The following is a 24828-nucleotide window of genomic DNA, read 5'->3' on the forward strand; positions in this document are numbered from 1 at the left end:
TCGTTGCTCCTACGCTGCCGAACCAGGACTGGCCCGCGCGTGGCCGCCCGGGGCGGAAGGCTGCCCGTGGGCGCACCCACGTCGACCGGGAACGAACCTGTGGCGCGCGACCGACTCCCCCCGGAAATCCGGGACTTCGGTGAAGTCGGCCGCGGCGCGGAACGCACCCCGGCAGCGAACCGGCCGGTGTTCGGGCACCATGCACCGCGCCCGCGCGCCCGGCCGGTCCGTTCCGCTGAACCGCGCGCCGACCACCCCACGTTCCCCGAGTAGGAGCACCGATGACCGAACCGAACGACCGCTTCCCCGGCTGGAACTGGGACGACCCGGAGGGACTGGAGACCCGTCTGGACGCGTTCAGCGCCCAGGTCGCGACCTGCGACGCGCTCGAAGCCCGCCCCGGCGACCTGCCGCACGATCACGCCGGGCTGCGCCAACTCGGCATCACCGGAATCGAGTTCGCAGCCTTCCGGACCGCCCACCCGGAGGGCCTCGGTACCGACCTGGCCACCCTGCGCGGCCCGGACGCGGCCACCGAACCCGGCACCCTCTACCGGGTCGACGGCGACCGCTGGTTCACCCAGCTGGACATCGCCCGCCCGCTGCCCTTCGCCGACGCCAGCGTCGACTGGGTCTACGCCGAGCACCTGATCGAGCACGTCACCCTGCCCGTCGCGGTCGGCTGGCTGCGCGAGGCCCGCCGGATCCTGCGCCCCGGCGGCGTGCTCCGCCTCACCACCCCCGACCTGGCCCGCTACCTGGTCGGCTACGCCACCGGTGACGGCTTCCTGGCCAAGCACCGCCGCCGGCTCACCACCCTCGGCTTCGGCCCGCCGATGCCCGCCCGGCCGGCCTTCCTGGTCAACCAGATCTTCCGGTACTACGGCCACCAGTGGATCTACGACCTGGACGAGCTGCGGCACGTCCTCACCCTGGCCGGGTTCACCGCCGAGCAGATCCGGCACTGCGCCTACCGCCAGGGCCTCCGCCCGGACGTCGCCGACCTCGACACGGCCTTCCGCACCGACGAGACCGTCTACGTCGAGGCCGACCGCTGAAGCCCGTCCGGCACTGCCCGAGGCGCCGCCGAAGCCCCCCGCCGAAGCCCCGTCGCACCCCCGCCGAGCCCTCGAACGGACCACCGCCCATGCCCCTGCACCCCCAGGCCGAGGCCCTGCGCGCCCACCGCGCGCGCAGCGGCGCGCCGCCGCTCTACACCCTCACCCTGGCCGAGGCCCGCGCCGCCGACCTCGACGACATCCGCGCCGCGGCCGGCACCCCCGAACCGGTCGCCGCCGTCGAGGAGCACCGCATCCCCGGCCCCGCCGGGGACCTCACCCTGCGGCTGTACCGGCCCGAACCGCCCGGCCGCCCACTGCCCGCCCTGCTCTACCTGTTCGGCGGCGGCTGGACCCTCGGCTCGATCGACACCGGCGACGCGCTCTGCCGCCGCCTCACCAACGCCGTCGGCTGCGTCACCGCCGCCGTCGGCTACCGGCTCGCCCCCGAACACCCCTTCCCCGCCGCGCTGCACGACTGCCGCGCCGCGCTCGACCAACTCGTCGCCCGCGCGGAGGAGTTCGGCATCGACCCGACCCGGATCGCGGTCGGCGGCGACAGCGCCGGCGGCAACCTCGGCGCGGCCCTGACCCTGCTGCTGCGCACCGAGGGCGGCCCCGCCCTGCGCCACCAGCTGCTGGTCTACCCCAACACCGACCACGGCGCGGACACCCCGTCGCTGCGCGAGCACGACGACCCGCTGTGGTTCAACCGCCGCTCGGTCGCCTGGTACTGGGGCCACTACCTGGCCGACCCGGCCGACGGCGCGGACCCGTACGCCTCCCCGCTGCGCGCCGCCGACCTCTCCGGCCTGCCGCCCGCGACCGTCCTCACCGCCGAGTACGACCCGCTGCGGGACGAGGGTGAACAGTACGCCGAGGCGCTGCGCGCGGCCGGCGTGCCGGTCGACCTGCGCCGCTACCCCGGCGTCCCGCACGGCTTCTTCGCGATGACCGGCACCCTGGACGCCGCCGGCGAGGCCCAGGCCCACGCCGCCGCCCGGCTGCGGGAGGCGCTGTGGTGAGCTTCCGCCGGGCGCGATGACCTTCCCCCAACCCTGCTGAGGGGAATCGGCAAAGGCAGCACAGGGGCCCGGCTCGTCGTCACGAGCCGGGCCCCTGCCGTCGGGCGCTACTGCTACCGCACCCGCTATCGCACCCGGGTCGAGAACAGCCGGGCCGACCAGTACACCGCCAGCGCGGTCATCAGCACGACCACCAGCATCCCCTGCCAGACCACCGCGGCCCCGGTGTGCCCGGAGAACAGCGCGCGCATGCCCTCCACCGCCCAGTAGAAGGGGTTCCACCTGGCCAGCTGCCGCAGCCAGTCCGGCGCCAGGGTGAGCGGCAGCAGGACCCCGGAGAGCAGCGCGATCGGCTGGGCGATGGTGTTCACCACCGGGGACATCGCCGCGTCGGTGGGCACCATCAGCGCGATGCCGAAGGAGATCGCCGAGGTCATCAGCGCCAGCAGGCCCAGCAGCAGGTAGGCCAGCAGCAGGTTCAGCGGGTTGACCCGCAGGCCGAACGGCAGCGCGATCAGGGTGATCAGCACGGCCTGCACCAGCAGCGCCACCATCTCCCGCAGCGCGCGCCCCAGCAGCAGTGCCAGCCGGCTGACCGGGGTGACCCGGGCGCGCTCGATGATCCCGGCCTTCAGCTCGCCGAGCAGGCTGAATCCGGTGAACAGTCCGCCGAAGATGCACAGCACCGCCAACAGGCCCGGTACGTACACCTGGTAGGCGTCGGCGTAGCTGAGCGCACCCTCGGGGGCGAGCACCTTCCGCAGCAGCGGGGCGAACAGGAGGAGGTAGAACAGCGGCTGGATGACGCCGACGGCGATCCAGATCGGGGTGCGGATCATGAGCAGCAGCTGGCGCTGGAAGACCAGCCAGGTGTCACGGGCGAGCTTCACGGTATCCCCAAGGAGGTCGGTCAGGACTGCTGCAGCGAGCGGCCGGTGCGGGCCAGGAACACGTCGTCCAGGCTGGGCCGTTGGAGCTGGACGGTGCCGGGCGTGACGCCCGCCGCGTCCAGGGCGCGCAGCAGCCGGGGGATGGCGGCCGCGCCGTCCTCCAGGTACAGCCGCAGGCCCTCCTCACCGTTCGGCTCCAGCCGGTGCAGGTACGGTTCGGGGCGCAGCACCTCGGCGGCACGTTCGGCGACGGACTCGCCCGGGACGAGCCCGAGCAGCACGACGTCGCCGGAGATCTCGCGCTTGAGCGCCTCGGGCGTGCCCTCGGCCACCACCTGGCCGTGGTCGACGATGGCGACCCGGTCGCAGAGCGCGTCGGCCTCGTCCAGGTAGTGGGTGGTGACGACCACCGTCATGCCCTCGGTGCGCAGCCGGCGGATCTCCTCCCAGACGTACGCCCGGCTGGCCGGGTCCAGCCCGACCGTGGGCTCGTCCAGGAACAGCACCTGCGGGCGGTGGATCACTCCGAGGGCGATGTCCACCCGGCGGCGCTGGCCGCCGGAGTAGGTGGCGCACGGCCGGTCGCCGAACTCGGCCAGGTCGAAGGCCTTGAGCGCGTCGGCGGCGTCCTGGCCGGCCGCCGCCTTGCCGGCGCCGTACAGCCGGGCCTGGAGGACCAGTTCCTCGCGGGCGCTGACCTGGTCGGTGGTGCCGCCGCCCTGGGCGACGTAGCCGATCCGGCGGCGGACCCCGGCCGGGTCCTGGAACAGGTCGGCCCCGGCGATGACGGCCCGGCCGCCGTCCGGGCGGATCAGGGTCGCCAGCATGCGCAGGGTGGTGGTCTTCCCGGCCCCGTTGGGGCCGAGGAAGCCGTAGATCTCCCCGGCGTCGACGGACAGGTCGATGCCGCGGACGGCGTCGACACCGGCGTCCCCGCCGCTCCGGCGGGAGGTCTTCTTGCGGTAGGACTTGCGCAGTCCCGTGGTCTCGATCAACCGGAACTCCCGTACGGGGATGGGCTGCCACGGCACCCGGAGACAGGGCGGGCTCGGCACCTGCGAAGGCGGTGCTGCTGCGACACCCTAGGGCGGACCAGGCCCGGAGGCAATGGCCTAGACCAATGGACGTGCGCTCGGTCGATCTGCTAAGGGACGGTCGGCGGGCCGGCGAGTCAGTGTCCCGGCCGGGCCGACGGGCCGGCGGTCATCGGGCCAGCGCCTCCAGCCGGTCCGCCGCGGTGCGCGCCCCGCCGCCCGCCAGCAGCTCCCGGCCGAGCTGAACCGCCCGGGCCCGGTGGCCCGTTGACTCCACCACGGCGGTCAGCGCCGCCGCCAGCCGCTCGGGCGTCACCCGGGCGAACGGCACCCGCAGGCCCGCCCCGGCCGCCGCCAGCTGCGCGGCGACGAACGGCTGGTCGTGCCGGATCGGCGCGGTCACCAGCGGCACCCCGTGCGCCAGCGCCTCGCCCACGGTGTTCATCCCGCCGTGGCAGAGCACCGCGTCCAACTCGCCGCGCGCCAGCAGCTCCAGCACCGGCGCCCGGTCCACCACCACGGCGTGCGGGGGCAGTTCGGGCAGCAGCGCGCGCGGCGCCGCGAACACCGGCTGCAGCTGCGGGCCGCACAGCTCCAGCGCCCGGACCGTCCGGGCCAGGAAGTCCGCGCCCAGCCCGTCGGCCAGCGTGCCCATGGTGACCAGGACCCGCCGGCGTCCCGGCAGCAGCCGGTGCCAGGGGAAGTCCGGGTCGTGCGGCCGGGGCGAGAGCACCGGACCGACCAGCGCGTGGTGCGCCGGCGGGGTGCCGCCGGTCAGCGCCGGCCCGGTGGTGGCCAGCAGCAGGGCGGGGGAGAAGCGCGGGTCCAGGTACTCCTCGGCGGGGAGCCGGGCCCGTTCCCAGAGCCCGCGCAACAGCCCGGTCATCCATGCCTCGACCTGCGGCAACGCCCGGTACGGGCGGCCCAGTTCCATCGCCCCGGGCGCGAAGCCCGCCCACGGCAGTCCGTGCCGGTGCGCGACCAGCGCGCCCGCCGGGGTGTGCTGGTCGACCAGCAGCACGTCCGGCCGCCACTCGCGCACGACGGTGTCCAGCGGCTTCGCGGTGAACCGCGCGTACGGGACGATGAAGCCCTCCCAGAGCGAGCGCAGCGCGGCCAGGCCGTGCCCGCCCTGCGCGCGGAACGCCCTGGTGCCGGTGCCGAGCACCCGCGCGTCCGGGCCGAGCAGCGGCCGCAGCACCGACTCCGTGCCGGTCCAGGCGACGTCGTGGCCGCGCGCGGTGAGCTCGGCGGCGATGCCCGCGGCCGGGTTGACGTGTCCGGTGAGCGGCGGCATCACCAGCAGGAACCGGGTCATCGGCGATCCTCCTCGGAAGGTTCGGGAAGCTCGGGAAGCTCGGGAAGTCCGGGAAGCAGGGCCTGGACGTCGGCGACGGTCAGCGCCTCCAGCCCGGCCAGGTCCAGGCCGGCCCGCAGCCCGGCCAGGTCGACGGCCGGGCCGAAGCGTTCGGACAGTCGGACGGCGAGCTCGGCGAGCTCGGACTCGTCCAGCAGCAGGTCGCCGTCCAGCCGGTCGTCCGGGGTCAGCCGTTGCTCCCAGCCGGGCGGCGCACCGGCCACCTCGGCCAGCAGCGCGGTCAGTGCCCGGTTCAACGGGCCTCCGGGGTCGGGGGGTTCAAAGGTCTGCGGTTCAAAGGCCGGCGATTCACGGTCCGACAAGGGGTTCTCCCGTCCGGTCGACGGTGCGGAGTGGGTGCGCGGCGGCCCGGGGTGCGAAGGCGACGGTGGCGGCGGGCCCGGGGCGGCGCGCAGGAGAAGGGCCCGAGATCACTTGTGCGACCAGGCGGGCGTCGGAATACTAGCCCGCGTGACCGCACTGGAGGCAGTGGCCGTTCACCTCCCCCCACACGCCGTGCCCATCGAGGCGGTGGGCGAGCGCATCGGCCTGACCCCACGTCAACTCCGTCTCTTCCGCCGCTTCCACGGCCTGGACCAGCTACGACTGGATCCGACCGGGACGCTGCCCGACCTGCTCCACGCCACCCTGGACAACCTGCCGGAACTGCGCGGACGCGAGGAACACGTCCGTTTCGTGATCCACGCCCGCAGCATGCCGGTGGCCGTGCCCTACCCGCTCAACCCCCTGCACGAGGTGCTCGCCGCGCGCGGCCTGGCGCACGCGAACGCCTTCACCGTGACCCACCACGCCTGCGCGGTGGGCCTGTTGGCCATCGACCTGGCGGGCCGCCTGCTCGCCGCCGACCCCGACCCGCGGGCGCTCGCGCTGGTGCTGGCCGGGGAGAAGACCTTCACCAAGGACGCCCAGCTGGTGCCCGAGACCGGCATCTTCGCCGAGGGTGCCGCCGCCTGCCTGGTCAGCGCGGACGGCCCGCGGCACCGGGTGCGCTCCTTCGCGGTGCGCCAGCGCCCGGAGTTCGACGGCCGGCTGGCCGAGGACGCGGAGCTGCTCGCCCGCTACCAGCGCGAGTATCCGAACGTGATGGTGGAGGCGATCGAGGCGGCGCTCCACCAGGCCGGTCTGGACCTCTCCGAGCTGGCCGCGGTGCTTCCGCACAACGTCAACCAGGCCTCCTGGCGGATGACGGCGCGCCGGATCGGCTATCCGCTCGACAAGGTGGTGCTGGACAACGTGCTGTCGGTCGGGCACAGTTTCGCTGCGGACGGCCTCATCAATCTTCACACCGCCACCACGCGGGGGCTGATCCGTCCCGGCGATCACTACCTGATCGCCGCCGCCGGCGTCGGCGCGACCTTCTCCGCGATGGTGATGCAGTACTGACGTACCGTCGGTGCCGCGTCCGTCGCCCCGAGCGCTCGAACCCCGGAGCGCACTTCCCCCGTAGTCATCCCAGAGCACACTTCGCACTCCGGCCACCGCGCACGTCATTCACTTCGCAGTTCGTTCACTTCGCACACTTCCACGCACGACGGGACGGGACACCCATGCCAGAACCCGTGGTCCAGACCACTGACCCCGAGCTGCGCGAGCGCATCCTGCACGGCATCGGCGAACTCCTGCCGCGCGTGCTCAAGCGCGAGCTGCCCGAGATCCCCGCGGACGCCTGCCTGTTCGACGACCTCGGCCTGACCTCGGCCGGCACCATCGAGCTCATCCTGGAACTGGAGGAGTCGCTCGACATCCAGGTGGACGTCGAGCAGATCACCGAGGACGACCTGCGCTCGGTCACCAAGCTGGCCGACTACGTCGCCGGGCACCTCATCGCCGAGGACTGACCGGGTGCCCGCCGGTTCCCCCGGGCACGTCGGCGCTCCCGGTTCGCCCGGTACCCCCGGTCCGGCCGGCCTGCGGATCGCCCGGGTCCTGGCCCGCTGCTCCGACGGCCGCTCGGAGACCTCGCTCGACCCCGACCTGCGGGTCTTCGTCTCCGACCTGGTCCGCCCGTACGGCCTGTCGCTGCGCGAGGACCTGCTGCGCGAGGGCGTCGGACACTCCTACGAGGAGCTGGCCGCCGGGCTGCTGGGCGAGGCGCTGGCCGAGGACGAGCCGGTGGACCTGCTGATCCTCGCCTTCGACACCCCGGACGTGCGCCCCGGCGCACCGTCCTCGCTCGCGCTCAGCCGGTCCGTCCCCGGCGAGCCGCTGGCCTTCGCGGTCTGCGACCAGGGCACCGCGGCGGCCTTCACCGCGCTGCGGCTGGCCGCCGAGTACCAGCGGGCCGGCGCCTGCCGCCGGGCGGTGGTGGTGCTCGCCGAGCAGACCGCACTGCACTACGAGCCACCCGAACCGGTGGCGATGCCGCAGCGGCACGCCGCGGTGGTGCTGGTCTGCGAGGAGGCGCCGGGCCCCGGGCTGGTGGTGCACCAGTGGCGCGACCCCGACCGGCCGGAGTCGCAGGTGCCGGACCGGGCGGCGGAACCGGGGCCCGGGGCCGTGATCCTGGACTCGACCGCCGACGACCACGGCGGGTCGCTCGCGCAGCCGTTCACCGGTCTGTGGGCACGGCTCGCCGAGCAGCTGCCCGGGGGGCGGGTGGAGCGACGGCCGCTGCGGGTCACCGGGGCGGACCGTCGGCTCGGGGTGCTGAGCACCTTGACCCAGCCGTGACCGGCCTGGACCTGTGGCTGATCGCCGCCGATCAGCCGGCCGACGCGGTCGCCCGGCTGCGGGAGACGCTGGACGCCGAGGAGCGGGCCCGTGCCGAGCGGGCGGAGGAACCACGGCGCAGCCGGTTCACGGTGGTGCGCGGCGCGGTCCGCGAGCTGGTCGCCGCCCGGCTGGGCTGCCGCCCGGCCGAGGTGGTCTGGCGGCACGGTCCGCACGGCAAGCCGGAGCCGGCCGGGGCGGGCGGCCTGCGGGTGAACTGGTCGGCCGCGCAGTCGTGGGCGCTGCTGGCCCTCACCGAGGGCCGGGCGGTCGGCGTCGACGTGGAGCCGCTGCGCGAGCCCCGGCTGGCCGAGCGGATGGCCGCCCGCTGGTTCCCCTTCGAGGAGGCGCGCCATGTCGCGGAGGCCGCCGATCCCGCCGAACGGGCCGCCCGATTCACCGAGTTGTGGTGTCGCCGGGAGGCCTGCGTGAAGGCCTACGGCGGACGGCTGACCCAGGCGTTCGGGGTGTCGGTGGCGGGGCCGTCCCCGCTGCTGCTCGCCGATCCGGGCCCGCTCGGCACCGGCCCGGTGGGCCTGGCGGACGTGCCCGTCCCCGGGCCGTACCGGGCCGCCGTGGCCGTCCTCGAAGTTCGCCCCGTTCAAGTGAAGATGCTTGTATGGAACCAGAGTTGACGATGTATCAGACGACAGGGGCGATCACCGGCGGCCGCCGGTGGCGTCCGGCCGCACCCCCTCCCGCTGAGACCTCTCCACTGAGACCGCCCCGGTGAGCCGAAAGGCACGTACGACGTGACTGCCCACAACGCCGATGCCGTACCGCCCGAGGCGGGTCCGTCCGCCCCGCCCCGGAGCAGTCGGCGGATCACCCTCCGCTTCACCGCCACCAGCGGCGGCTCGGGCCCGCTCACCCGCGGCCAGGACAACATGATCCGGTGCATCCGGCGGGACGCCCCCGAGCAGATCAACAAGGAGTCGGTCTGGCCCGTCCCGCCCGGCACCACGCTCGCCGCCGGCCTGAACGCCCTGCGCCTGCTGGTCGAGCGGCACGAGTCGCTGCGCACCTCCTTCCCGCCCGGCTTCGGCCCGGACGCCTTCCCGGAGAGCCAAGTGGTGCACGGCGAGGGCCGGTTCGCGGTCACCGTCATCGAGACGGGCGGCCTGGACGATCGGGAACTCGACGCCCTGGCCGCCGAGTCGGGGCAGGCCGACGTCGCCGTCCCGGTGGAGCTGACCGTCGTCCCCCGGATCCGTTTCACGCTGCTGGCCGAGGGGCAGCAGCTGCGCCGGCTGATCGCCGTGGTCTGCCACGCCGGCGCCGACGGTGCCGCCACCGCGCTGCTGATCCAGGACTGGTACGCCCTCGCCGCCGGGAAGGACCTCCCGCCGGTCACCGCACCGACCCCGATCCAGATCGCCGCCGCCGAGCAGAGCCCGCAGGGCCGCCGTCGGGCCGCCGGCGCGCTGCGGCACTGGGCCCGGATCCTGGCCGCCGGCCCGCAGGTCGTGTTCGCCGACTCCCGGATCACCGGCCCGCCGCGCGGGCCCGGCGCCCTGCTGGTCCGCTCCCGCACGGCGGCCGCCGACCTCGCCGCGGTCTGCCGTCGCACCGGCGCCAGCCCCTCCGTCGTGCTGCTCGCCTCCTTCTCCGCCCTGGTCGCGTACCGGGCCGGCCGTACCGAGCTGGCCGTCTCGGCGCTCTCCGCCAACCGCCAGCGCGCCGCGCTGCTGGACCACGTCGGCACCCTCGCCCAGGACGCCCTGATCCTGCTCGACACCGACGCAGCCGACCTCGACCAGCTGATCGGCCGCGCCAAGTCCGCTTCGCTGAGCGCCTATTGGCACAGCGTGCTGGACGCCGAGCAGGTCTGGCAGCTGGTGGACGACGCCGCCCACGTACGCGGCACCCGCTTCGCCCGCCAGGTGGTCGTCAACGACCTCAGCCTCACCATCCCGGCCGCCGTCGCCGATGCCCAGCCCGCCCCGGCCGCCGACCCCGAACTCACCCCGCTGCCCGCCCCGCCGCTGCCGGTACGGCTGATGTTCACCATCCTGCGGATCGCCGGGAGTCTGGACTTCGCCCTGGTCGCCTGCCCCCAGGTGCTCGACGCGGGGGAGACCGAGGGCTTCGCCCGCGCGCTGCTCGCCCTCCTGGCGGCCGCCGCCGACGGGCCCGTGCCGCTCGCCGAGCTGCCCGAGGCGCCCGGCCCGCTGAGCCGGTCCCGACTCGGCGGGGAGCGGCCGAACGACGGTGAGGAGTACGAGGACGGTGAGTGGCAGGTGGTCGACGGCTCCCGGATCGACCTGGCGGCCGTCCGCGCCCTGCTGGACGCCGCCCTCGAAGCGGTGCTGGACCCGGCGCTGGACCCCACCGCCGGTCACCGAGTCGCCGTCGAGGACGGCAGGTTGACCGCCGACCTGACCACCGCCGACCCCCACCTCACGCCCGCCGACGTGCACCGTGCGGTGGTCGCCGCGCTGCCCGGCCGGGACACCGCGATGGCGCCGCAGCACTACCGGATCCACTACCGGGGCCCGGACGGCGAGCGGCTGGGCGCGGGCAGCGGCCGCGACCCGGAGACGGTCGCCCGGCTCGCCGCGCTCACCTGAACGTGCGACCGCGGGGCGGCCGGACCTCCCTCACCCCCACGGGTCCGTCCCGTCCTCCCCGTCCTCCCCGTCCTCGTCGTCGTGGGCCGACGCCGGCTCCCATGAACACGCCGAGGTGGCCCCGGAGGTGAGCCCCCACGGGTTCGGCACCTCCTCCTCCTCGTCCCCGCCCTGGAGCGGCAGCCGGTCGATCACCGCGACCAGCGCGGGGGGCAGCTGCGGTGCCAGCCCGTGGTGCACCCGGGAGAGGATGTCCCGTCGCACGTCCTCCGGCAGCAGTGGTCGCCGCATCCGCAACGTCCGTGGCACGGGCGGCCGTTCGGCCGCCGACAGCTGTTCGGACCAGGCCCGCCAGTAGTCGGCGTCGTCGGTCTCGCCGAGCTTCAGGTGGTGCAGGTGGAGGCAGTACGCGGCCGTGCCGCTGCCCGAGCCGGCCGCGAAGCGCCACCAGAACTCGGCGCCCTCCTCCTTGCCGGTCGCGTACAGCAGCGCGCCGAACACCTCCGCCCCCTCGGGCTGGATCCGGCGCGCGTTGACCAGCAGGTCGAGCCCTCGGGAGGCGCACGGGGCACCCAGCACCAGGGCGACCACCAGGCCCAGTTCGAAGGCGGCCTGCTCGTGTTCGGTGGGCAGGTGGGCCGGGGCGGCGGTGAGCCGGGCCTGTCGCAGGGCCGCGATCCGTTCGGCGTGGACGCGTTCGGGTCGGGGCACGTGGAGCGCCGCGCGCCCCCCGCCGGTCGTGCGCGCCCCGTCGAGCGGTTCGAGCTCCCGTTCGGTGGTCACGATTCGCCTCCCCGGTCCGGCAGTTCACCCACCCCGAGCCGGCGCGCCAACCGCTCCCGGGCGTGCCGGAGGTTGGAGTGCACCGTGGCCACCGGCCGGCCCAGGTAGGCCGCGATCACCTTGGCGTGCAGACCCAGCAGATAGCGCAGGATCACCACGTCCCGCTGCCGGTCCGGGAGTTCGAGGATCGCCGCGTACAGCCGCACCTCGTCCGCCTCGCTGTGCAGCAGCCCGTCGGCGACCTGCTTGAAGGCCCCGATCACGGCGGCGAAGGTGACCGCCTCCACCTCGACCGGCTCCTCGGCCGACACCCAGTCCCCGACGTGCCGGTTCGCCAACCGCCAGGCGTAGGCGGCCGGTTCCTCGAACCGCAGCACCTGCGGCCAGCAGCGGGCCAGATCGGCCTTGACCGCCTCGACCACCAGTGCGGCGTCCGCCTGGCTGCCTATCCGGGTCAACGCGAGGGCGTGCCAAGCGGGTTCATGGGTCTCGCAGAACGCGGCGTAGGTGAGGTCCAGGCGTTGGCCCGGGTCCATCACCGCCGTCCGCTCGGCTCCGGCCGTCCCGGCGTACGCCACCGCCGTCCCACCGCGGTACCCGCGCGCGGGGGAACCCCTGTCGATCGTCATCGAGCCTGCTTTCCGTGGTCGTCGGCTGCTCGCCGGGCCACCCGAGGGTCGGGCTGTCCGCGCCCATCCTCATTCCACCAGGCCTGTCACTCCAGGCTGCAAAGCGAATACAGATTGTCATCCCATGTGATCCGGTGATTGATCAAATTCGACGGGGCGACGATTGGCCCCCTGATCCGGTGGGCAGCAATCGGAGGGTACCGGGCAAGGCCGAGGGGGAGTGCGATGAGCCGCTACGACGGGGTCGACCTGCGGTTGAACGTGGCGCACTCGGCCCGGATGTACGACTACTACCTGGGCGGTTTCACCAACTTCGCCGCCGACCGCGAGGCCGCCGGCCACGTCCTGGCCACCGCGCCCTGGGTGCGTACCGCCGCGCGCGCCAACCGCGCCTTCATGCACCGCTCGACCCACGCCCTCGCCCTGTCCGGCATCGACCAGTTCCTCGACATCGGCACCGGCATCCCCACCTCGCCCAACCTCCACGAGGTCGCGCAGGGCGTCCGGCCGCGGGCCCGGGTGGTCTACGCCGACAACGACCCGATCGTCCTCACCCACGCCCAGGCCCTGCTGACCAGCACCCCCGAGGGCCGCACCACCTACGTCGAGGCCGACGTGACCGACCCGGCCGGCCTGCTCACCGCACCCGCGCTGCGGGAGTCCCTCGACCTCACCCGCCCGGTGGCGCTCTCCCTGAACGCCCTGCTGCACTTCGTCCCCGACGACCAGGGCGCGTACGAGCTGGTCGACCACCTCAAGTCCGCCCTCGCCCCCGGCAGCGCCCTGGTGATGTCCCACCTGAGCGCCGACTTCGACCCCGAGGAGATCGCCCGGGTGGTCCGCATCTACCAGGCCGCCGGCACCGCGATCCAGGCCCGCAGCCGCGCCGAGTTCATCCGCTTCTTCGACGGCTGGACGATCCTCGACCCCGGCATCGTGCCCACCGTGGCCTGGCGGCCCGACCCCGACGACCCGCCCGTCCCGCCTTCGGAGGCGACCGGGTACGCGGGCGTGGCGCTGAAGCCCTGAGCGGCAGGATCCTCTTCCGCTGACGAACCGTCGGGAACGCCGCCGCGTCCATCCGATCAAGGACGCGGCCCGCCCGCGAAATTCGATCAGAGGGGAACCATGCACGCTCAGCCTTCGGAAGCCCGGCACAGCCGTCGCGCCGTCCTGGCCCTCGGCGTCGGAGCGGCGGCCGTCGCCGTCACCGCGTCGACCGCCACGGCCGCTCAGGCGGCCACCGGCACCGGCCTCCAGCGCTCGCTCGCCGAGCTCGAACAACAGCACTCCGCCCGGCTCGGCGTCCACGCCCGCAACCTCGCCACCGGCCGCACCGTGCGCTACCGGGCCGACGAACTCTTCCCGATGTGCTCGACCTTCAAGACCCTCGCGGCCGCGGCCGTCCTGCGCGACCTCGACCGGGACGGCGAGTACCTCGCCCGGCGCGTCCACTACACCCAGGCCGACATCGACCGGGCCGGCGGCGCCCCGGTCACCGGCCTGCCGGCCAACCTGGCCGACGGCATGACGGTCGGGGAGCTCTGCAAGGCGGCCATCGACCACAGCGACAACACCGCCGGAAACCTGCTGCTGGAGCGGATCGGCGGCCCGACCGGCATCACCCGCTTCTGCCGCTCGCTCGGCGACCGCACCACCCGGCTGGACCGCTGGGAGCCCGAACTCAACTCCTCCGAGCCGGACCGGACCACCGACACCACCAGCCCGCACGCCATCGCCCGGACGTACCGCCGCCTCACCCTCGGCCACGCCCTCCCGCCCGCGAAGCGCGAGCAGCTGCTCGGCTGGCTGCGCGGCAACACCACCGGCGCCCGCCGGCTCCGCGCGGGCCTGCCCGCCGACTGGACCCTCGCCGACAAGACCGGCACCGGCACCGGGTACGGCACCGCCAACGACGTCGGCATCGCCTGGACCCCGGCCGGCGACCCGGTCGTCCTCGCGGTCCTGACCACCAACCCCCGGGACCCCGCCGCGAAGGCGGACGAACCCCTGGTCGCCCGGACCGCAGCCCTGCTGGCCGCCGCCCTCGGCTAGGCCCTGTCCGGCCGATCTTGCCGGGCGCGCGACGCCGGGCATCCCGCCTGGACGCACGCCCGAATCGTCCAAGTACGTCCAGTACGAGGCCGACTCGGGCGCACGCCCAGCCGGGCGCGAAGTGGGGGTACCTCCCGGCCGAAGGCTGGGGGAGCCGCGCGCTGATCCGCCAAGATCGGCCGGACAGGACCTAGGCCCAGTCCGGCCGATCCAGGCGGGATGCCCGGCGTCGCGCGCCCGGCACCTCGGGTGCTGGGCGGAAGTTCCGCCCTATCCGCCCAGCACCCCGGCCGTGCGCAGGGCGGTGATCCGGGTGTCGGGGTAGCCGAGGGCGCGCAGGGCGGAGTCGGTGTGGGCGCCGAGGGCGGGCACCGGTCCCATCGGGAGCTCGACGCCCGCGAAGCCGAACGGGGGCAGCAGGGAACGGACTTCGCCGACCGGGGTGGCCACCGGCCGCCAGCGGTCGCGGGCGGTGAGCTGGGGGTGGTGCAGCAGGTCGTCGACGCCGTTGAGGCGGGCCGAGGCGATGGCGAGGGCGTCCAGGCGCCCGATCGCCTCGTCGGCGGTCAGGGTCGCCGTCCGGCCGCCCACCAGCGCGTCGACCAGCCTGCGCCGGCGCACCCGGGCGACGTTGGTGGCCCACTCGGGGTGCTCGGCGAGGTCCGGCCGGTCCAGGAAGCCGGTGGCGAGACGGGCCCACTCGCGGTCGTTCTGGACACCGATCATGACCTCGTGGCCGTCGGCGGTCGGGTAGGCGTCGTAGGGGGCGATGGCCGGGTGGGAGAGGCCTGCGCGGCCCGGTGGGTTTCCGGTGCCCTGGGTGTGGTGGAGCTGGTGGCCCAGCCACTCGGCGGTCGCCTCGAACATCGACACCTCGATCGCGGTGCCGCGTCCGGTACCGGCCCGGCCGACGAGCGCGGCGAGAGTCGCGGTCAGGGCGTACATCCCGGCGGCGATGTCCGAGGTGGGGACGCCGGTCTTGGCCGGTCGGTCCGGCGGGCCGGTCACCGAGACGAGCCCCGACTCGCACTGGATCAGCATGTCGTAGGCCCGCTTGTCCTGGTACGGGCCGCCGGCGCCGTAGCCGGACAGGTCGACGGTGATCAACCGGGGCTGCCGGGAACGCAGTTCGGCGGAGCCGAAGCCGAGCCGGGCGGCCGCCCCGGGGGCCAGGTTCTGCAGGAAGACGTCGGCGCCGGCCACCAGGTCGGCCAGCACGGTGCGGCCCTCGGGCGCCTTGAGGTCGACGGCGACCGACTCCTTGCCGCGGTTCAGCCAGACGAAGTGGCTGGCCAGGCCGTCGACGCTGCGGTCGTAGCCGCGCGCGAAGTCTCCGCCGTCGGGGCGCTCGATCTTCACCACCCGGGCGCCCAGATCGGCCAGGTGCCGGCTGGCCAGCGGCGCGGCCACCGCCTGCTCCAGTGCGATGACGGTGATGCCGGTCAGCGGCAGCGACATCCGTCCTCCCTCCCTCGTGGACCCCGGGGGCCTACCCACGCCCGGCGGCGTTCAGTCGGACCCGCTCGCCCGCCCGTCCCGGGATCCCCGGGACGGGCGGGACGGGCGGGACGGCGGCGCCGCGGTGCCAGGGTGTGACCCGGCGACGCCACCGGGCGCACCGCCGTACCCTTCACCCGTTCGGGGATCACCGTGAAGCTTTCCCTGCGGACCGCCGCGTCCGCCGCCTCCACCCTGGCGCTCGTCGCGTCGGGCCTGCTGTTCGCCTCGGGCACCGCCTCGGCGGCCACCTCCTGCTACGCCAGCAGCTGCACGGGCCTCGACCCGGCGACCACCATCTGCCAGAACGACGCGGTGACCGTCCGCTACACGGCGCCCGACGGCGATGCGGAGCTCCGCTACAGCCCGACCTGCCGTGCCGCCTGGGCGCGGGCGCTCGCGGGCGGTGGCCGCGTCCCGGCCACTATCCAGGTCGAGAACACCAATCACGAGTCGTTCACCGCTCTGAACACCGGCGACCACACGGTCTACACCCGGATGGTCAACGACAAGGACATCCAGGCCCAGGCCTCGTTCCACTACGCCAACAACACGCAGTACGGCTACTCGGACTGGTACTAGCCACCGGGGCCCGGCCCGCCGCAGCGCGCGGGCCGGGCCCGACTGCCACCCCGTGGCTCCGTCCCCTGCACCCCCGCCACCCCGGGCCCAGACTGGGTGGTGAACCGCTGCCGCCCCGCGAGGGAGACGCATGCTGCTGGGACTCACCACCGCGCTGGTCGCCACCGTCTGCTTCGGCTTCGGGGCGGTCTCCCAGGCGCGCGGCGCGCGGTCGGCGCCCCGGGCGGACCGGGTGCGGGCCGGGCTGCTGGCCGCGCTGCTGCGGTCCTGGCAGTTCATCCTCGGGACGGTCCTGGACGTGCTCGGCTTCGTGCTGAGCATCGTGGCGCTGCGCAGCCTGCCGCTGTTCCTGGTCCAGGCCGTCACCAACGCCAGCCTCGCGGTCACCGCCCTGGCCGCCGTCCGGCTGCTGGGCGCGCGGCTGCGCCGGAGCGACCTCGTGGGCATCTTCGCGGTGGTCGTCGGCCTCGGTCTGCTCGCGCTCGGTTCCGGCCGGGAGGGCCGGGAGTACGCCCCGGCCGCGTTCCACTGGGCGCTGCTCGCCACCACGGCGGTGATGCTGCTGGCCACCCTGGTCCTGGTGCGCCGGGACGGCACGGCGGCCGCGGCCGGTCTGGGGCTGCTGGCGGGCATCGGCTTCGGCGTCACCAGTCTCGCGGTGCGCGTCCTGGACGCGGCCTCCCTCACCTCCGTGCTCACCGATCCGGCCGCCTACGCCCTGGCGCTCGGCGGGCTGGGCGGCTACCTGGCGTACGCCCTGGCCCTGCAGCGCGGCACGGTGACGGCGGCGACCGCCGCCGGGACGGTGGCCGAGACCTTCGGCCCGGCCCTGGTGGGGGTGGTGTCGCTGGGCGACTCCGCGCGTCCGGGGTACGCCTGGTGCGCCCTGACGGGCTTCGCGGTCGCGGTCGGCGGAACGTTCCTGCTGTCCCGCTTCGGTGAACTGGAGGGCGAATCCGCCGAGCTGGCGGCCCCGCACCGGGACGCCGAGGCCGAGCCCGCCGTGCCGCCCCGGTAGCCCGGACGGCTCTGCCGTGCGAAGGTGACGTGCCGGACAAATCGGACGGCGGAACGCCCAGGGAGCGGCAGGTGCGCGATGGCGGAGGAAGCCGCGACGGCTGACGGAGCCCAGGCCCGGCGGCAGCGGTCCGGACCGGCCGACCGGCCCGTCGCGCTGATCACCGGCGCCTCCTCGGGCATCGGCCTGGCCACCGCCACCCGGCTGGCCGACGCGGGCTGGCGGACCCTGCTCTCCGGCACCGACCGCACCCGCCTGGACTCCCTCGCCGAGCGCACCGGCGGCACCGCCCTGCCGGAGGACCTGAGCAAACCGGACGGCCCGGCCCGCCTCGCCGAGGCCGCCCTGGCCGAGGCCGGCCGGGTGGACGTCCTGGTCGCCAGCGCCGGCCTCGGCTGGCGCGGCCGCTTCGCCGACACCCCCTCCGACGTCCTCGACCGGATGATCGAGGTCAACCTCGCCGCCCCGCTGCGCCTGGTCCGGCTGCTGCTGCCCGGCATGCTGGAGCGCCGCCACGGCCGGATCGTGCTGCTCGGCTCGATCGCCGGCCAGGTCGGGGTGCGCGACGAGTCCGCCTACTCGGCCACCAAGGCCGGGCTGACGATGTTCGCCGAGAGCCTCTGGTACGAGCTGCGCGGCACCGGGGTCGGCGTCCGGCTGGTGCTCCCCGGCGCCGTCGACACCCCGTTCTTCGACCGGCGCGGCACCCCCTACCAGCGCGAACGCCCGCGCCCGGTCCCGGCGGAGCGGGTCGCGGACACCGTGCTGGCGACCATCACCACCGAGCGGGACCGCCTCTTCGTCCCGCACTGGCTCGGCTTCCCGGCCCGGATCCACGGGGCCGCCCCCGGTGTGTTCCGCCGGATGGCCTCCCGCTTCGGGTGAGCGCCCGCGCGGGCGCGCTGCTCGCGTCGGCCGCCGCCGTCGAGTTCCTGCACCTCGCCCCGGCGGCCGTCCGCCTCCCACCGGTGCGCCGCACCCTGGCCCGCCGCACCGCCGGGTACGGCACCGCCCCCGGCCACCTCGCCCTCACCTTCGACGACGGCCCGGACCCGCGCAGCACCCCGTACGTCCTGGACGCCCTGGACGGACTCAGCGCCCGCGCCACCTTCTTCCTGCTCGGCTCGATGCTGGAACGCGCCCCCGCCCTCGGTCGGGAACTGGTGCTGCGCGGCCACGAGGTCGCCGTGCACGGCTGGCACCACCGGCCGCAGTGGTACCCGGCCCCGGCCCGCGACCTGCGTGAACTGCGCCGCGCCGGCGAGGCGGTGACGGACCTGTGCGGCGTCCGACCGCTCTGGTACCGCCCGCCGTACGGCGTGCTGACGGCCGGTCCGGCGCTGGCCGCCCGCCGGCTCGGCCTGCGCAGCGTGCTGTGGACCGCCTGGGGCCGCGACTGGACGGCCGAGGCCACCGGCGACTCCGTCTTCGCCACCGCCCGCCCCGGCCTCACCGCCGGCGCCACCCTGCTGCTGCACGACTCCGACTGCACCTCCGCCCCCGACTCCTGGCGCGCCACGCTGGCCGCCCTCCCGCTGATCGCCGCCCACTGCCGGGCCCGCGCCCTCACCCTCGGCCCGCTGCGCGACCACGCCGTGCCGTCCGGCCCCCGCTCCGGCACGCCGCTCCCGCAGTGAGGCGCCCGCAGTGAGACGCGCGCACCGAGACGCCCGCAGTGGGGCGCCCGCGCTGAGGCGCCCCGACTACCCCAGGCCCACCCGCTCCAGTGCCGCCCCGAACCCCTTCAGCCAGGCCTCCGGGGTGGCGCCGGCCGAGGGCTGCGGCTCCGGCCGGCCCAGCGCGGCGAGCGCGTTGCGGACCACCTCGTCCGGGCGGGCGCCGACCACGTCGGCGTGGCCGAGCTCCAGCTCGTGCTGGAGGTTGTCCCGGCCGTGGCCCTGGACGACGTCGAGCAGCAGCAGTCGGCGCCCGAGCGCGCGGGCCTCGCTGCAGGTGTCCCCGGAACTGGTGACGACCAGGTCGGCGGCGGCCATCAGGGCCGGGATCCGGTCGGTGTAGCCGAAGGCGTGCAGCCGCGGTTCCCGCCGGGCGGCCGCCCGCAGCCGCCGTTCCAACTCCTGGTTGTGCCCGGCCACGGCGAGCACGTGCGGTCCGGCGGCGGCCAGCGAGGCGGCGGTGCGGGCGATCGGCCCGAGCCCCCAGGCGCCGGACATCAGCAGCACGCACCCGGCCCCCGGCGGCACGCCGACCTCGGCGCGGGCCGCCGCCCGGCCCGGCGGACGGTAGAACGGCCGCCGCAGCGGCGCGGGGACGACGCACACGGAGGCCTCCGGCCGGTAGCGGCGCACCGCGCAGGCGGCGACCTCGGAGGTGACCAGGAACAGGTCGGTGCCCTCCTGCACCCAGAGCCGGTGCGGGGTGACGTCCGTGCAGAACACGAAGTGCCGGAAGTCCCGCCGCGGCAGCCGGTTGACCGCCGAGCTCGCGGTGGCGAACACCGAGACCACCAGCTGCGGCCGCTGCGCCTCGACCAGCCGGCCGAGCGCCGGGACGAGCCGGCTGCGCGCCGCCGCGTCGGCGAGCAGCGCCAGCCGGGCGCCCGGGCGCAGCGCCGAGAAGTGGAAGGCGTCGTAGACCCCGGGCAGGTCGAGCAGCCGCCGGAAGACGGCCTCGCCGGCGGCGCCCGAACGCTGCCCGAGCAGGGCCATGGCGTCCACGGTGTCGGTGCTCCAGCCGCGGTCCCGCAGGGTGTCGGCGCAGGCCTGGGCCATCACGTCGTGGCCCTGGCCGAGCGAGCCGGAGACCAGCAGGGCGTGCGGCATCGGGCGGCCCGGTCAGCCGGCGGCGGGCGCCGCGGCGGTGGCCCGGTACCAGTCGGCGTAGCGGTGCACGCCGTCGGCGAAGTTGGTCCGCGGCGACCAGCCGAGCAGCCGCTTGGCCTGGGCGGAGGAGATCCGCCGCCCGGTGTAGTCGGCCTTGCGACCGTCGATGTGCTCGATGGTGACCGGGCCGAGCAACCGGTCGACGGTGTCGGCGATGTCGCGCACCGAGACGGCGGTCGAGCCCTCCAGGGCGAAGGTCTGGTCCTCGGCGCTGGGGGAGAGGGCCCGGACGTGGGCGTCGGCGAGGTCCTCGACGTAGACGAAGTTGCGGCTCTGCAGGCCGTCCCCGGCGATGGTGATCGGCCGCCCGGCCAGGGCCGCCTGGACGAACCGGGCGACCACCAGCTCGTCGCGCATCCGGGGCCCGTACGGGATGCCGTAGCGCAGGATGGTGAAGTGCTGGCCGTACAGCTCGCGGTAGCTGTGCACGAGCATCTCGGCGGCCAGCTTGGTGGCCACGTACAGGTGCCCGCTGTGCTCCAGCTCGATCGGCACGTGCTCGTCCAACTCCTGCTCGCCACCGTCGAGTTGGTCGTCGGTGAGGGCGGCGCCGTAGACCCACACGGTGCTCGCCAGCACGGTGCGGCTCAGTCCGCTGCGCCGGGCGGCCTCCAGCACCGCCTCGGTGCCGTCGATGTTGGTCCGCACCGCCCGGACCGGGTCGGCGGAGACCTGCTCGACGTCGGCCATCGCGGCGAGGTGGTAGACCACCTCGCTGCCGGCCAGCGCCGAGGTCAGCGCCGGCAGGTCGAGGACGTCGAGCCGGGCGTGCTCGGCGTCGGGGTGGAGGTACTTGTCGGTGGTGTCCACGGCGAGGACCTCGTGGCCGGCCGCGATCAGGTGGTCCACGACGTGTGAACCGATGAACCCGCAGCCACCGGTGACGGCTATCCGCACGGTCTTGCTCCCTTCGCTTCCGCTACCCGGCCATCCGCCGGTGCACGGTCGAGACGGCCTCGATCACCAACTCGGCCTCGTCCCCGGTCATGTCGGAGTGCACCGGCAGGCAGACCTGCCGGGCGCAGACGTCCTCGGCCACCGGCAGCGGACCGCCCCGGTAGGGGGCGAACACCGGCTGGAGGTGCAGCGGCAGGTCGTACACCTCGCCGGACAGCCGCACCCCGTACTCCTCGGCCACCGTCCGCTTGAACGCGGCGCGGTCCACGCCGGGCGCCAGCAGGGCCACGTACTTGTAGTAGTTGCCGCGGCAGCCGGGCGGTTCGAGCACCGGCCGGAGCCCGTCCGGACCGGTCAGGGCCGAGTCGTAGCGGCGGGCGACGGCCCGGCGGTTCTCGATGAACTCCTTCAGCCGGCGCAGGTGCACCGCGCCGACGGCGGCGTGCAGCTCGCTCATCCGCCAGGAGTAGCCGAGCCGGACGTGGTGGTTGGCGCCGAAGGAGCCCTTGCCCTGGTCGCGGTAGATCCGGGCCTCGTCGCGCAGCTCCGGCGACTCGGTGACGATCATGCCGCCCTCGCCGCTGGTGACGACCTTGGTCGGGTAGAAGGAGAAGGCCCCGGCCAGGCCGAAGGTCCCGGCGGCGCGGCCGCCCGTGCTGCTGCCGTGGGCGTGCGCGGCGTCCTCGACCAGCGGGACGCCGTGCTCGTCGCACAGCGCGCGCAGGGCGTCCACCTGCGGGGTGACGAGCCCGCCGATGTGGACGAGTACGACGGCTGCGGTATCCGGGGTGAGGGCCGCGGCCAGGGTCTCGGGGGAGAGCGCCAGGGTGGCCGGGTCGACGTCGGCGAAGACCGGGCGGCCGCCCGCGTGGACCACCGCGCCGGCCGTCGCGTAGAAGGTGACGGCGGGGACGACCACGTCGCGGCCGCGGACGTCCACGGTGCGCAGGATCATCTCCAGCGCCGCCGTGCCGCTGCTCACCGCGACGGCGTGCGAGGCGCCGTGCTCGGCGGCGAAGGCCTGCTCGAAGCGCTCGGTCCACGGGCCGAGGGTCAGGGCGCCGGTGGTGAGCATCTCGGCCACCGCGTCGGCGACGGCTGCGCGGTCGTTCTCGTCGAACACGATGCGGGCGGCTGGCACGCCCATGGGGCACCTCCGGCGGCGGGCTGGGATCAGCACCGATCGGGACGGGGCGGCACGGACCGGGACGAAACGGTCGGGCCAGAGGCCCATCACGCTACTTCGCCCGGGCGGTCGCGGCCCGTCGTCACCCCCCGCCCGGGTGACCCCCGGCTGCTCCCGCCGCAGGCCACCGGGCACGACCGGCTGCTCCCCGGGAAGGCCGCACGCTCCGCCGTACGGGGGAGGGGCGTACTGCGTCCGCAGTACGCAAAGTGCCTGCGCAGGGACGACGACGGAGTAGGGGGCGGCGATCAAGGATGGGACACGCTGCGAGCGGACCGCCTCCGGGTGGCCGCGTCAGTACCCGTCCCCGTCCTCGCATCCGCTGTCGAAGCCCGCTTCCGAGCACCCGCTTCCGAGCACCCGCTTCCGAATCCTGAAGGAGTCCGTTCTCCCGTGGCAACGTTCCTGTACCGCCTGGGCCGATGGGCCTTCGTCCGGCGCCGGCTGGTCGCCCTGCTCTGGGTCGCCGTGCTGGCGCTCGCCGGAGTCCTGGCGGCCAAGGCGCCCGCCGCACCCGACGACGGCTTCTCGATGCCCGGCACGGAGGCGCAGAAGGCCTTCGACCTGATGAACGAGCGCTTCCCCGGCGGCCACGCCGACGGCGCCTCGGCCCGTCTGGTGTTCGTCGCGCCCTCCGGCCAGAAGATCACCGCCGGGCCGAACCAGCAGGCCGTGGAGAAGACGGTCGCCGAGCTCGCCCACGGCGAGCAGGTCACCGGCGCGGTGGACCCGTTCAAGATGCCGGGCGCCGTCTCCAAGGACGGGACGACCGCGTACGCCACGGTCAGCTACTCCGCCAAGGCGGGCGAGGTGGCCAAGGGCGCCACCGACGCGCTCCAGCAGGCCGCCCAGCACGGCCGGGACGCCGGGCTCAAGGTCGAGATCGGCGGCAACGCGCTGATGGCCAAGCCCGAGGCGGGCGGCAGCAGCGAGGCGATCGGCATGGCGCTGTCCGCCGTGGTCCTGGTGATCACCTTCGGCTCGCTGGTCGCCGCCGGCCTGCCGCTGCTCACCGCCGTGATCGGCGTCGGCCTCGGCATGTCGCTGATCACCGCGCTCGGCAGCACGCTCGGCCTCTCCTCGACCACCGGCACGCTCGCCATGATGCTCGGCCTCGCGGTCGGCATCGACTACGCGCTGTTCATCGTCTCCCGCTTCCGGGCCGAGCTGATGGAGGGCCGCACCCCGCAGGAGGCGGCCGGCCGGGCCATCGGCACCGCCGGCTCCGCGGTGGTCTTCGCCGGCCTCACCGTGGTGATCGCCCTCGCCGGGCTCTCCGTGGTCGGCATCCCGATCCTCGCCAAGATGGGCATGGCCGCCGCCGGCACGGTCGTCATCGCCGTGCTGGTCGCGCTCACCCTGGTGCCCGCGCTGCTCGGCTTCATCGGCCGCCGGGCACTGCCCCGCAAGGTCCGCAAGGCCGAGGGCGACGGCCGGGGCGACACCCCCGGCGCGGCGCGGCCGGCCGGCGCGAAGGAGAACGGCGGCGCCCGCTGGGCCCGGTTCATCCTGCGCCGCCCGCTCACCGTGCTGCTGCTCGGCGTGGTCGGCCTCGGCGTGCTCGCCGCCCCCGCGCTGGACCTGCGGCTCGGCCTGCCCGGCGACGAGGCCAAGCCCACCTCCACCACCCAGCGCCGCGCCTACGACCTGCTGTCCGAGGGCTTCGGCCCCGGCTTCAACGGCCCGCTGACCGTCATGGTGGACGTCAAGGGCACCAAGGACCCGAAGGGCGCCGCCGCCGAGGTCGAGAAGGACATCGCCGCCCTGCCCGGCGTGGTCACCGTGACGCCGCCGATGTTCAACAAGGCGGGGGACACCGCCCTGCTCAACGCCATCCCGGCCACCGGCCCGAGCGAGGCCGCGACCAAGGACCTGGTCCACACCATCCGCGGCCACGCGGCCGGGCTGAAGGCCTCCACCGGGGCGACCGTCCTGGTCAGCGGTACGACGGCGATGAACATCGACGTCTCGCAGAAGATGACCGACGCGCTGCTGCCCTACCTCGCCGTGGTCGTCGGCCTGGCCGTCCTGCTGCTGATGGTGGTCTTCCGCTCCGTCCTCGTCCCGCTCAAGGCGGCGCTCGGCTTCCTGCTCTCGGTGGCCGCCGCCCTCGGTGCGGTCGTCGCGGTCTTCCAGTGGGGTTGGCTGGCCGACCTGATCGGGGTCGAGCAGACCGGCCCGGTGATGAGCATGATGCCGATCTTCCTGATCGGTGTGGTCTTCGGCCTCGCCATGGACTACGAGGTGTTCCTGGTCACCCGGATCCGCGAGGGCTTCGTCCACGGCGAGGAGCCCGGTGAGGCCATCGTCACCGGCTTCCGGCACAACGCCCGGGTGGTCACCGCTGCCGCGTTCATCATGATCGCCGTCTTCGCGGGCTTCATCGGGATGAGCGAGCCGATGATCAAGATGATGGGTCTGGGCCTCGCCGCGGCCGTCGCCTTCGACGCCTTCGTGGTCCGGATGACGATCGTCCCGGCCGTCCTCGCCCTGCTCGGCCGTCGCGCCTGGTGGCTGCCGCGCTGGCTGGACCGACTGATACCGGACGTCGACGTGGAGGGCAGCAAGCTCCACACCGTCGCCCCCGAACCGGCCCCGGCCCGGGAGTCGGTCACCGTCTAGGTCCGGACAGGTCCTAGGTCCGTTCCGGCTCGGCCCGAGCGTCCCTCGGGCC

General features: G+C 74.8%; 24 protein-coding genes. 14 read left to right on the top strand and 10 right to left on the bottom strand.

The features are described from left to right. Positions 1-281 precede the first annotated feature (281 nt). Positions 282-1058, top strand: a complete 777-nt coding sequence (locus ACIP4P_RS05630) for a methyltransferase domain-containing protein (RefSeq protein WP_400915096.1) — start codon at positions 282-284, stop codon at positions 1056-1058. An 89-nt stretch (positions 1059-1147) separates the two neighbouring features. Then, entirely contained in the window at positions 1148-2083 is a 936-nt protein-coding gene (locus tag ACIP4P_RS05635) for an alpha/beta hydrolase (protein ID WP_400915098.1), read from the top strand. Positions 2084-2208: 125 nt separating this feature from the next. Here ACIP4P_RS05635 and ACIP4P_RS05640 read toward each other — a convergent pair whose 3' ends face one another. The 4 genes from ACIP4P_RS05640 to ACIP4P_RS05655 form a co-directional block, all read right to left on the bottom strand. Next, positions 2209-2973 (bottom strand): ABC transporter permease, encoded by a 765-nt coding sequence (locus ACIP4P_RS05640; protein WP_400915100.1) that lies wholly within the window; start codon positions 2971-2973, stop codon positions 2209-2211. A 20-nt stretch (positions 2974-2993) separates the two neighbouring features. Beyond that, positions 2994-3968, bottom strand: coding sequence for an ATP-binding cassette domain-containing protein (locus tag ACIP4P_RS05645; protein ID WP_400915101.1), 975 nt, complete (start codon positions 3966-3968; stop codon positions 2994-2996). Between the two features lie 208 nt (positions 3969-4176). Next, positions 4177-5325: a glycosyltransferase gene (locus ACIP4P_RS05650; protein WP_400915102.1), complete on the bottom strand. Its 1149-nt coding sequence runs from the start codon at positions 5323-5325 to the stop codon at positions 4177-4179. Then, complete coding sequence (locus ACIP4P_RS05655; protein WP_400915103.1) at positions 5322-5621, bottom strand: hypothetical protein; 300 nt, start codon at positions 5619-5621, stop codon at positions 5322-5324. Before ACIP4P_RS05655 ends, ACIP4P_RS05650 begins: the two co-directional genes overlap by 4 nt. 214 nt (positions 5622-5835) lie before the next feature. Between ACIP4P_RS05655 and ACIP4P_RS05660 the strand changes: the two genes are divergently transcribed. The 5 genes from ACIP4P_RS05660 (at position 5836) to ACIP4P_RS05680 (ending at position 10664) form a co-directional block, all read left to right on the top strand. Next, complete coding sequence (locus tag ACIP4P_RS05660) at positions 5836-6768, top strand: 3-oxoacyl-[acyl-carrier-protein] synthase III C-terminal domain-containing protein (RefSeq protein ID WP_350517662.1); 933 nt, start codon at positions 5836-5838, stop codon at positions 6766-6768. Positions 6769-6932: 164 nt separating this feature from the next. After that, a complete protein-coding gene (locus ACIP4P_RS05665; RefSeq protein WP_350517663.1) occupies positions 6933-7223 on the top strand; it encodes a phosphopantetheine-binding protein in 291 nt (96 codons plus the stop codon). A gap of 4 nt (positions 7224-7227) precedes the next feature. Further along, the gene (locus tag ACIP4P_RS05670; protein ID WP_400915104.1) at positions 7228-8055 is read left to right on the top strand and encodes a hypothetical protein; all 828 of its coding nucleotides are present in this window, start codon (positions 7228-7230) and stop codon (positions 8053-8055) included. Next, positions 8052-8729 carry a 4'-phosphopantetheinyl transferase family protein gene (locus ACIP4P_RS05675; RefSeq protein ID WP_400915105.1) on the top strand — a complete coding sequence of 226 codons (678 nt, stop codon included), beginning with the start codon at positions 8052-8054 and terminating at the stop codon, positions 8727-8729. Before ACIP4P_RS05670 ends, ACIP4P_RS05675 begins: the two co-directional genes overlap by 4 nt. Positions 8730-8846: 117 nt before the next feature. Continuing rightward, a complete protein-coding gene (locus ACIP4P_RS05680; RefSeq protein ID WP_400915106.1) occupies positions 8847-10664 on the top strand; it encodes a condensation domain-containing protein in 1818 nt (605 codons plus the stop codon). Between the two features lie 30 nt (positions 10665-10694). Here ACIP4P_RS05680 and ACIP4P_RS05685 read toward each other — a convergent pair whose 3' ends face one another. Continuing rightward, positions 10695-11447, bottom strand: coding sequence for a hypothetical protein (locus ACIP4P_RS05685; RefSeq protein ID WP_400915107.1), 753 nt, complete (start codon positions 11445-11447; stop codon positions 10695-10697). Then, positions 11444-12076, bottom strand: a complete 633-nt coding sequence (locus tag ACIP4P_RS05690) for an RNA polymerase sigma factor (protein WP_400915108.1) — start codon at positions 12074-12076, stop codon at positions 11444-11446. Before ACIP4P_RS05690 ends, ACIP4P_RS05685 begins: the two co-directional genes overlap by 4 nt. A gap of 225 nt (positions 12077-12301) precedes the next feature. On the opposite strand from ACIP4P_RS05690, the gene ACIP4P_RS05695 reads away from it, so the two are divergent. Continuing rightward, positions 12302-13105 carry an SAM-dependent methyltransferase gene (locus tag ACIP4P_RS05695; protein ID WP_400915110.1) on the top strand — a complete coding sequence of 268 codons (804 nt, stop codon included), beginning with the start codon at positions 12302-12304 and terminating at the stop codon, positions 13103-13105. Positions 13106-13204: 99 nt separating this feature from the next. After that, complete coding sequence (bla, locus tag ACIP4P_RS05700; protein WP_400915111.1) at positions 13205-14131, top strand: class A beta-lactamase; 927 nt, start codon at positions 13205-13207, stop codon at positions 14129-14131. A 270-nt stretch (positions 14132-14401) separates the two neighbouring features. Here the strand turns inward: bla and ACIP4P_RS05705 are convergent, their stop codons facing one another. After that, on the bottom strand, positions 14402-15589 hold the full coding sequence (locus tag ACIP4P_RS05705; RefSeq protein ID WP_400915113.1) for a CaiB/BaiF CoA transferase family protein: 1188 nt from the start codon (positions 15587-15589) through the stop codon (positions 14402-14404). Between the two features lie 192 nt (positions 15590-15781). Here ACIP4P_RS05705 and ACIP4P_RS05710 point away from each other — a divergent pair, with 192 nt between their 5' ends. The 4 genes from ACIP4P_RS05710 to ACIP4P_RS05725 all read left to right on the top strand — a co-directional run bounded on the left by ACIP4P_RS05710 (position 15782) and on the right by ACIP4P_RS05725 (position 18865). Further along, a complete protein-coding gene (locus tag ACIP4P_RS05710; protein WP_400915115.1) occupies positions 15782-16210 on the top strand; it encodes a DUF2690 domain-containing protein in 429 nt (142 codons plus the stop codon). Positions 16211-16340: 130 nt separating this feature from the next. After that, positions 16341-17228 carry a hypothetical protein gene (locus ACIP4P_RS05715; RefSeq protein ID WP_400915116.1) on the top strand — a complete coding sequence of 296 codons (888 nt, stop codon included), beginning with the start codon at positions 16341-16343 and terminating at the stop codon, positions 17226-17228. 78 nt (positions 17229-17306) lie between these two features. Further along, positions 17307-18113 (top strand): SDR family NAD(P)-dependent oxidoreductase, encoded by an 807-nt coding sequence (locus ACIP4P_RS05720; protein ID WP_400915118.1) that lies wholly within the window; start codon positions 17307-17309, stop codon positions 18111-18113. After that, positions 18110-18865, top strand: a complete 756-nt coding sequence (locus ACIP4P_RS05725; RefSeq protein WP_400915120.1) for a polysaccharide deacetylase family protein — start codon at positions 18110-18112, stop codon at positions 18863-18865. Before ACIP4P_RS05720 ends, ACIP4P_RS05725 begins: the two co-directional genes overlap by 4 nt. A 66-nt stretch (positions 18866-18931) precedes the next feature. Here ACIP4P_RS05725 and ACIP4P_RS05730 read toward each other — a convergent pair whose 3' ends face one another. Genes ACIP4P_RS05730 through ACIP4P_RS05740 form a run of 3 tightly spaced genes read right to left on the bottom strand, consistent with a single transcriptional unit; the run spans position 18932 to position 22115 of the window. Continuing rightward, positions 18932-20011 carry a hypothetical protein gene (locus ACIP4P_RS05730; protein ID WP_400915122.1) on the bottom strand — a complete coding sequence of 360 codons (1080 nt, stop codon included), beginning with the start codon at positions 20009-20011 and terminating at the stop codon, positions 18932-18934. 12 nt (positions 20012-20023) lie between these two features. Next, a complete protein-coding gene (locus ACIP4P_RS05735; protein ID WP_350516771.1) occupies positions 20024-20968 on the bottom strand; it encodes an NAD-dependent epimerase/dehydratase family protein in 945 nt (314 codons plus the stop codon). Between the two features lie 22 nt (positions 20969-20990). Further along, complete coding sequence (locus tag ACIP4P_RS05740; protein WP_400915124.1) at positions 20991-22115, bottom strand: DegT/DnrJ/EryC1/StrS family aminotransferase; 1125 nt, start codon at positions 22113-22115, stop codon at positions 20991-20993. 432 nt (positions 22116-22547) lie between these two features. On the opposite strand from ACIP4P_RS05740, the gene ACIP4P_RS05745 reads away from it, so the two are divergent. Continuing rightward, the gene (locus ACIP4P_RS05745; RefSeq protein ID WP_400915125.1) at positions 22548-24776 is read left to right on the top strand and encodes an MMPL family transporter; all 2229 of its coding nucleotides are present in this window, start codon (positions 22548-22550) and stop codon (positions 24774-24776) included. Positions 24777-24828 lie beyond the last annotated feature (52 nt).

It is taken from the genome of Kitasatospora sp. NPDC089509 (genome assembly GCF_044749365.1).
In the GTDB taxonomy this organism is placed as follows: Bacteria; Actinomycetota; Actinomycetes; order Streptomycetales; family Streptomycetaceae; genus Kitasatospora.

Excerpts from the sequence above, each read along its gene's own strand:
- ACIP4P_RS05630 (WP_400915096.1), top strand. The coding sequence starts at position 282 with ATGACCGAACCGAACGACCGCTTCCCCGGCTGGAACTGGGACGACCCG.
- ACIP4P_RS05635 (WP_400915098.1), top strand. The coding sequence starts at position 1,148 with ATGCCCCTGCACCCCCAGGCCGAGGCCCTGCGCGCCCACCGCGCGCGC.
- ACIP4P_RS05650 (WP_400915102.1), bottom strand. The coding sequence starts at position 5,325 with ATGACCCGGTTCCTGCTGGTGATGCCGCCGCTCACCGGACACGTCAAC.
- ACIP4P_RS05665 (WP_350517663.1), top strand. The coding sequence starts at position 6,933 with ATGCCAGAACCCGTGGTCCAGACCACTGACCCCGAGCTGCGCGAGCGC.
- ACIP4P_RS05690 (WP_400915108.1), bottom strand. The coding sequence starts at position 12,076 with ATGACGATCGACAGGGGTTCCCCCGCGCGCGGGTACCGCGGTGGGACG.
- ACIP4P_RS05695 (WP_400915110.1), top strand. The coding sequence starts at position 12,302 with ATGAGCCGCTACGACGGGGTCGACCTGCGGTTGAACGTGGCGCACTCG.
- bla (WP_400915111.1), top strand. The coding sequence starts at position 13,205 with ATGCACGCTCAGCCTTCGGAAGCCCGGCACAGCCGTCGCGCCGTCCTG.
- ACIP4P_RS05705 (WP_400915113.1), bottom strand. The coding sequence starts at position 15,589 with ATGTCGCTGCCGCTGACCGGCATCACCGTCATCGCACTGGAGCAGGCG.
- ACIP4P_RS05715 (WP_400915116.1), top strand. The coding sequence starts at position 16,341 with ATGCTGCTGGGACTCACCACCGCGCTGGTCGCCACCGTCTGCTTCGGC.
- ACIP4P_RS05720 (WP_400915118.1), top strand. The coding sequence starts at position 17,307 with ATGGCGGAGGAAGCCGCGACGGCTGACGGAGCCCAGGCCCGGCGGCAG.
- ACIP4P_RS05730 (WP_400915122.1), bottom strand. The coding sequence starts at position 20,011 with ATGCCGCACGCCCTGCTGGTCTCCGGCTCGCTCGGCCAGGGCCACGAC.
- ACIP4P_RS05740 (WP_400915124.1), bottom strand. The coding sequence starts at position 22,115 with ATGGGCGTGCCAGCCGCCCGCATCGTGTTCGACGAGAACGACCGCGCA.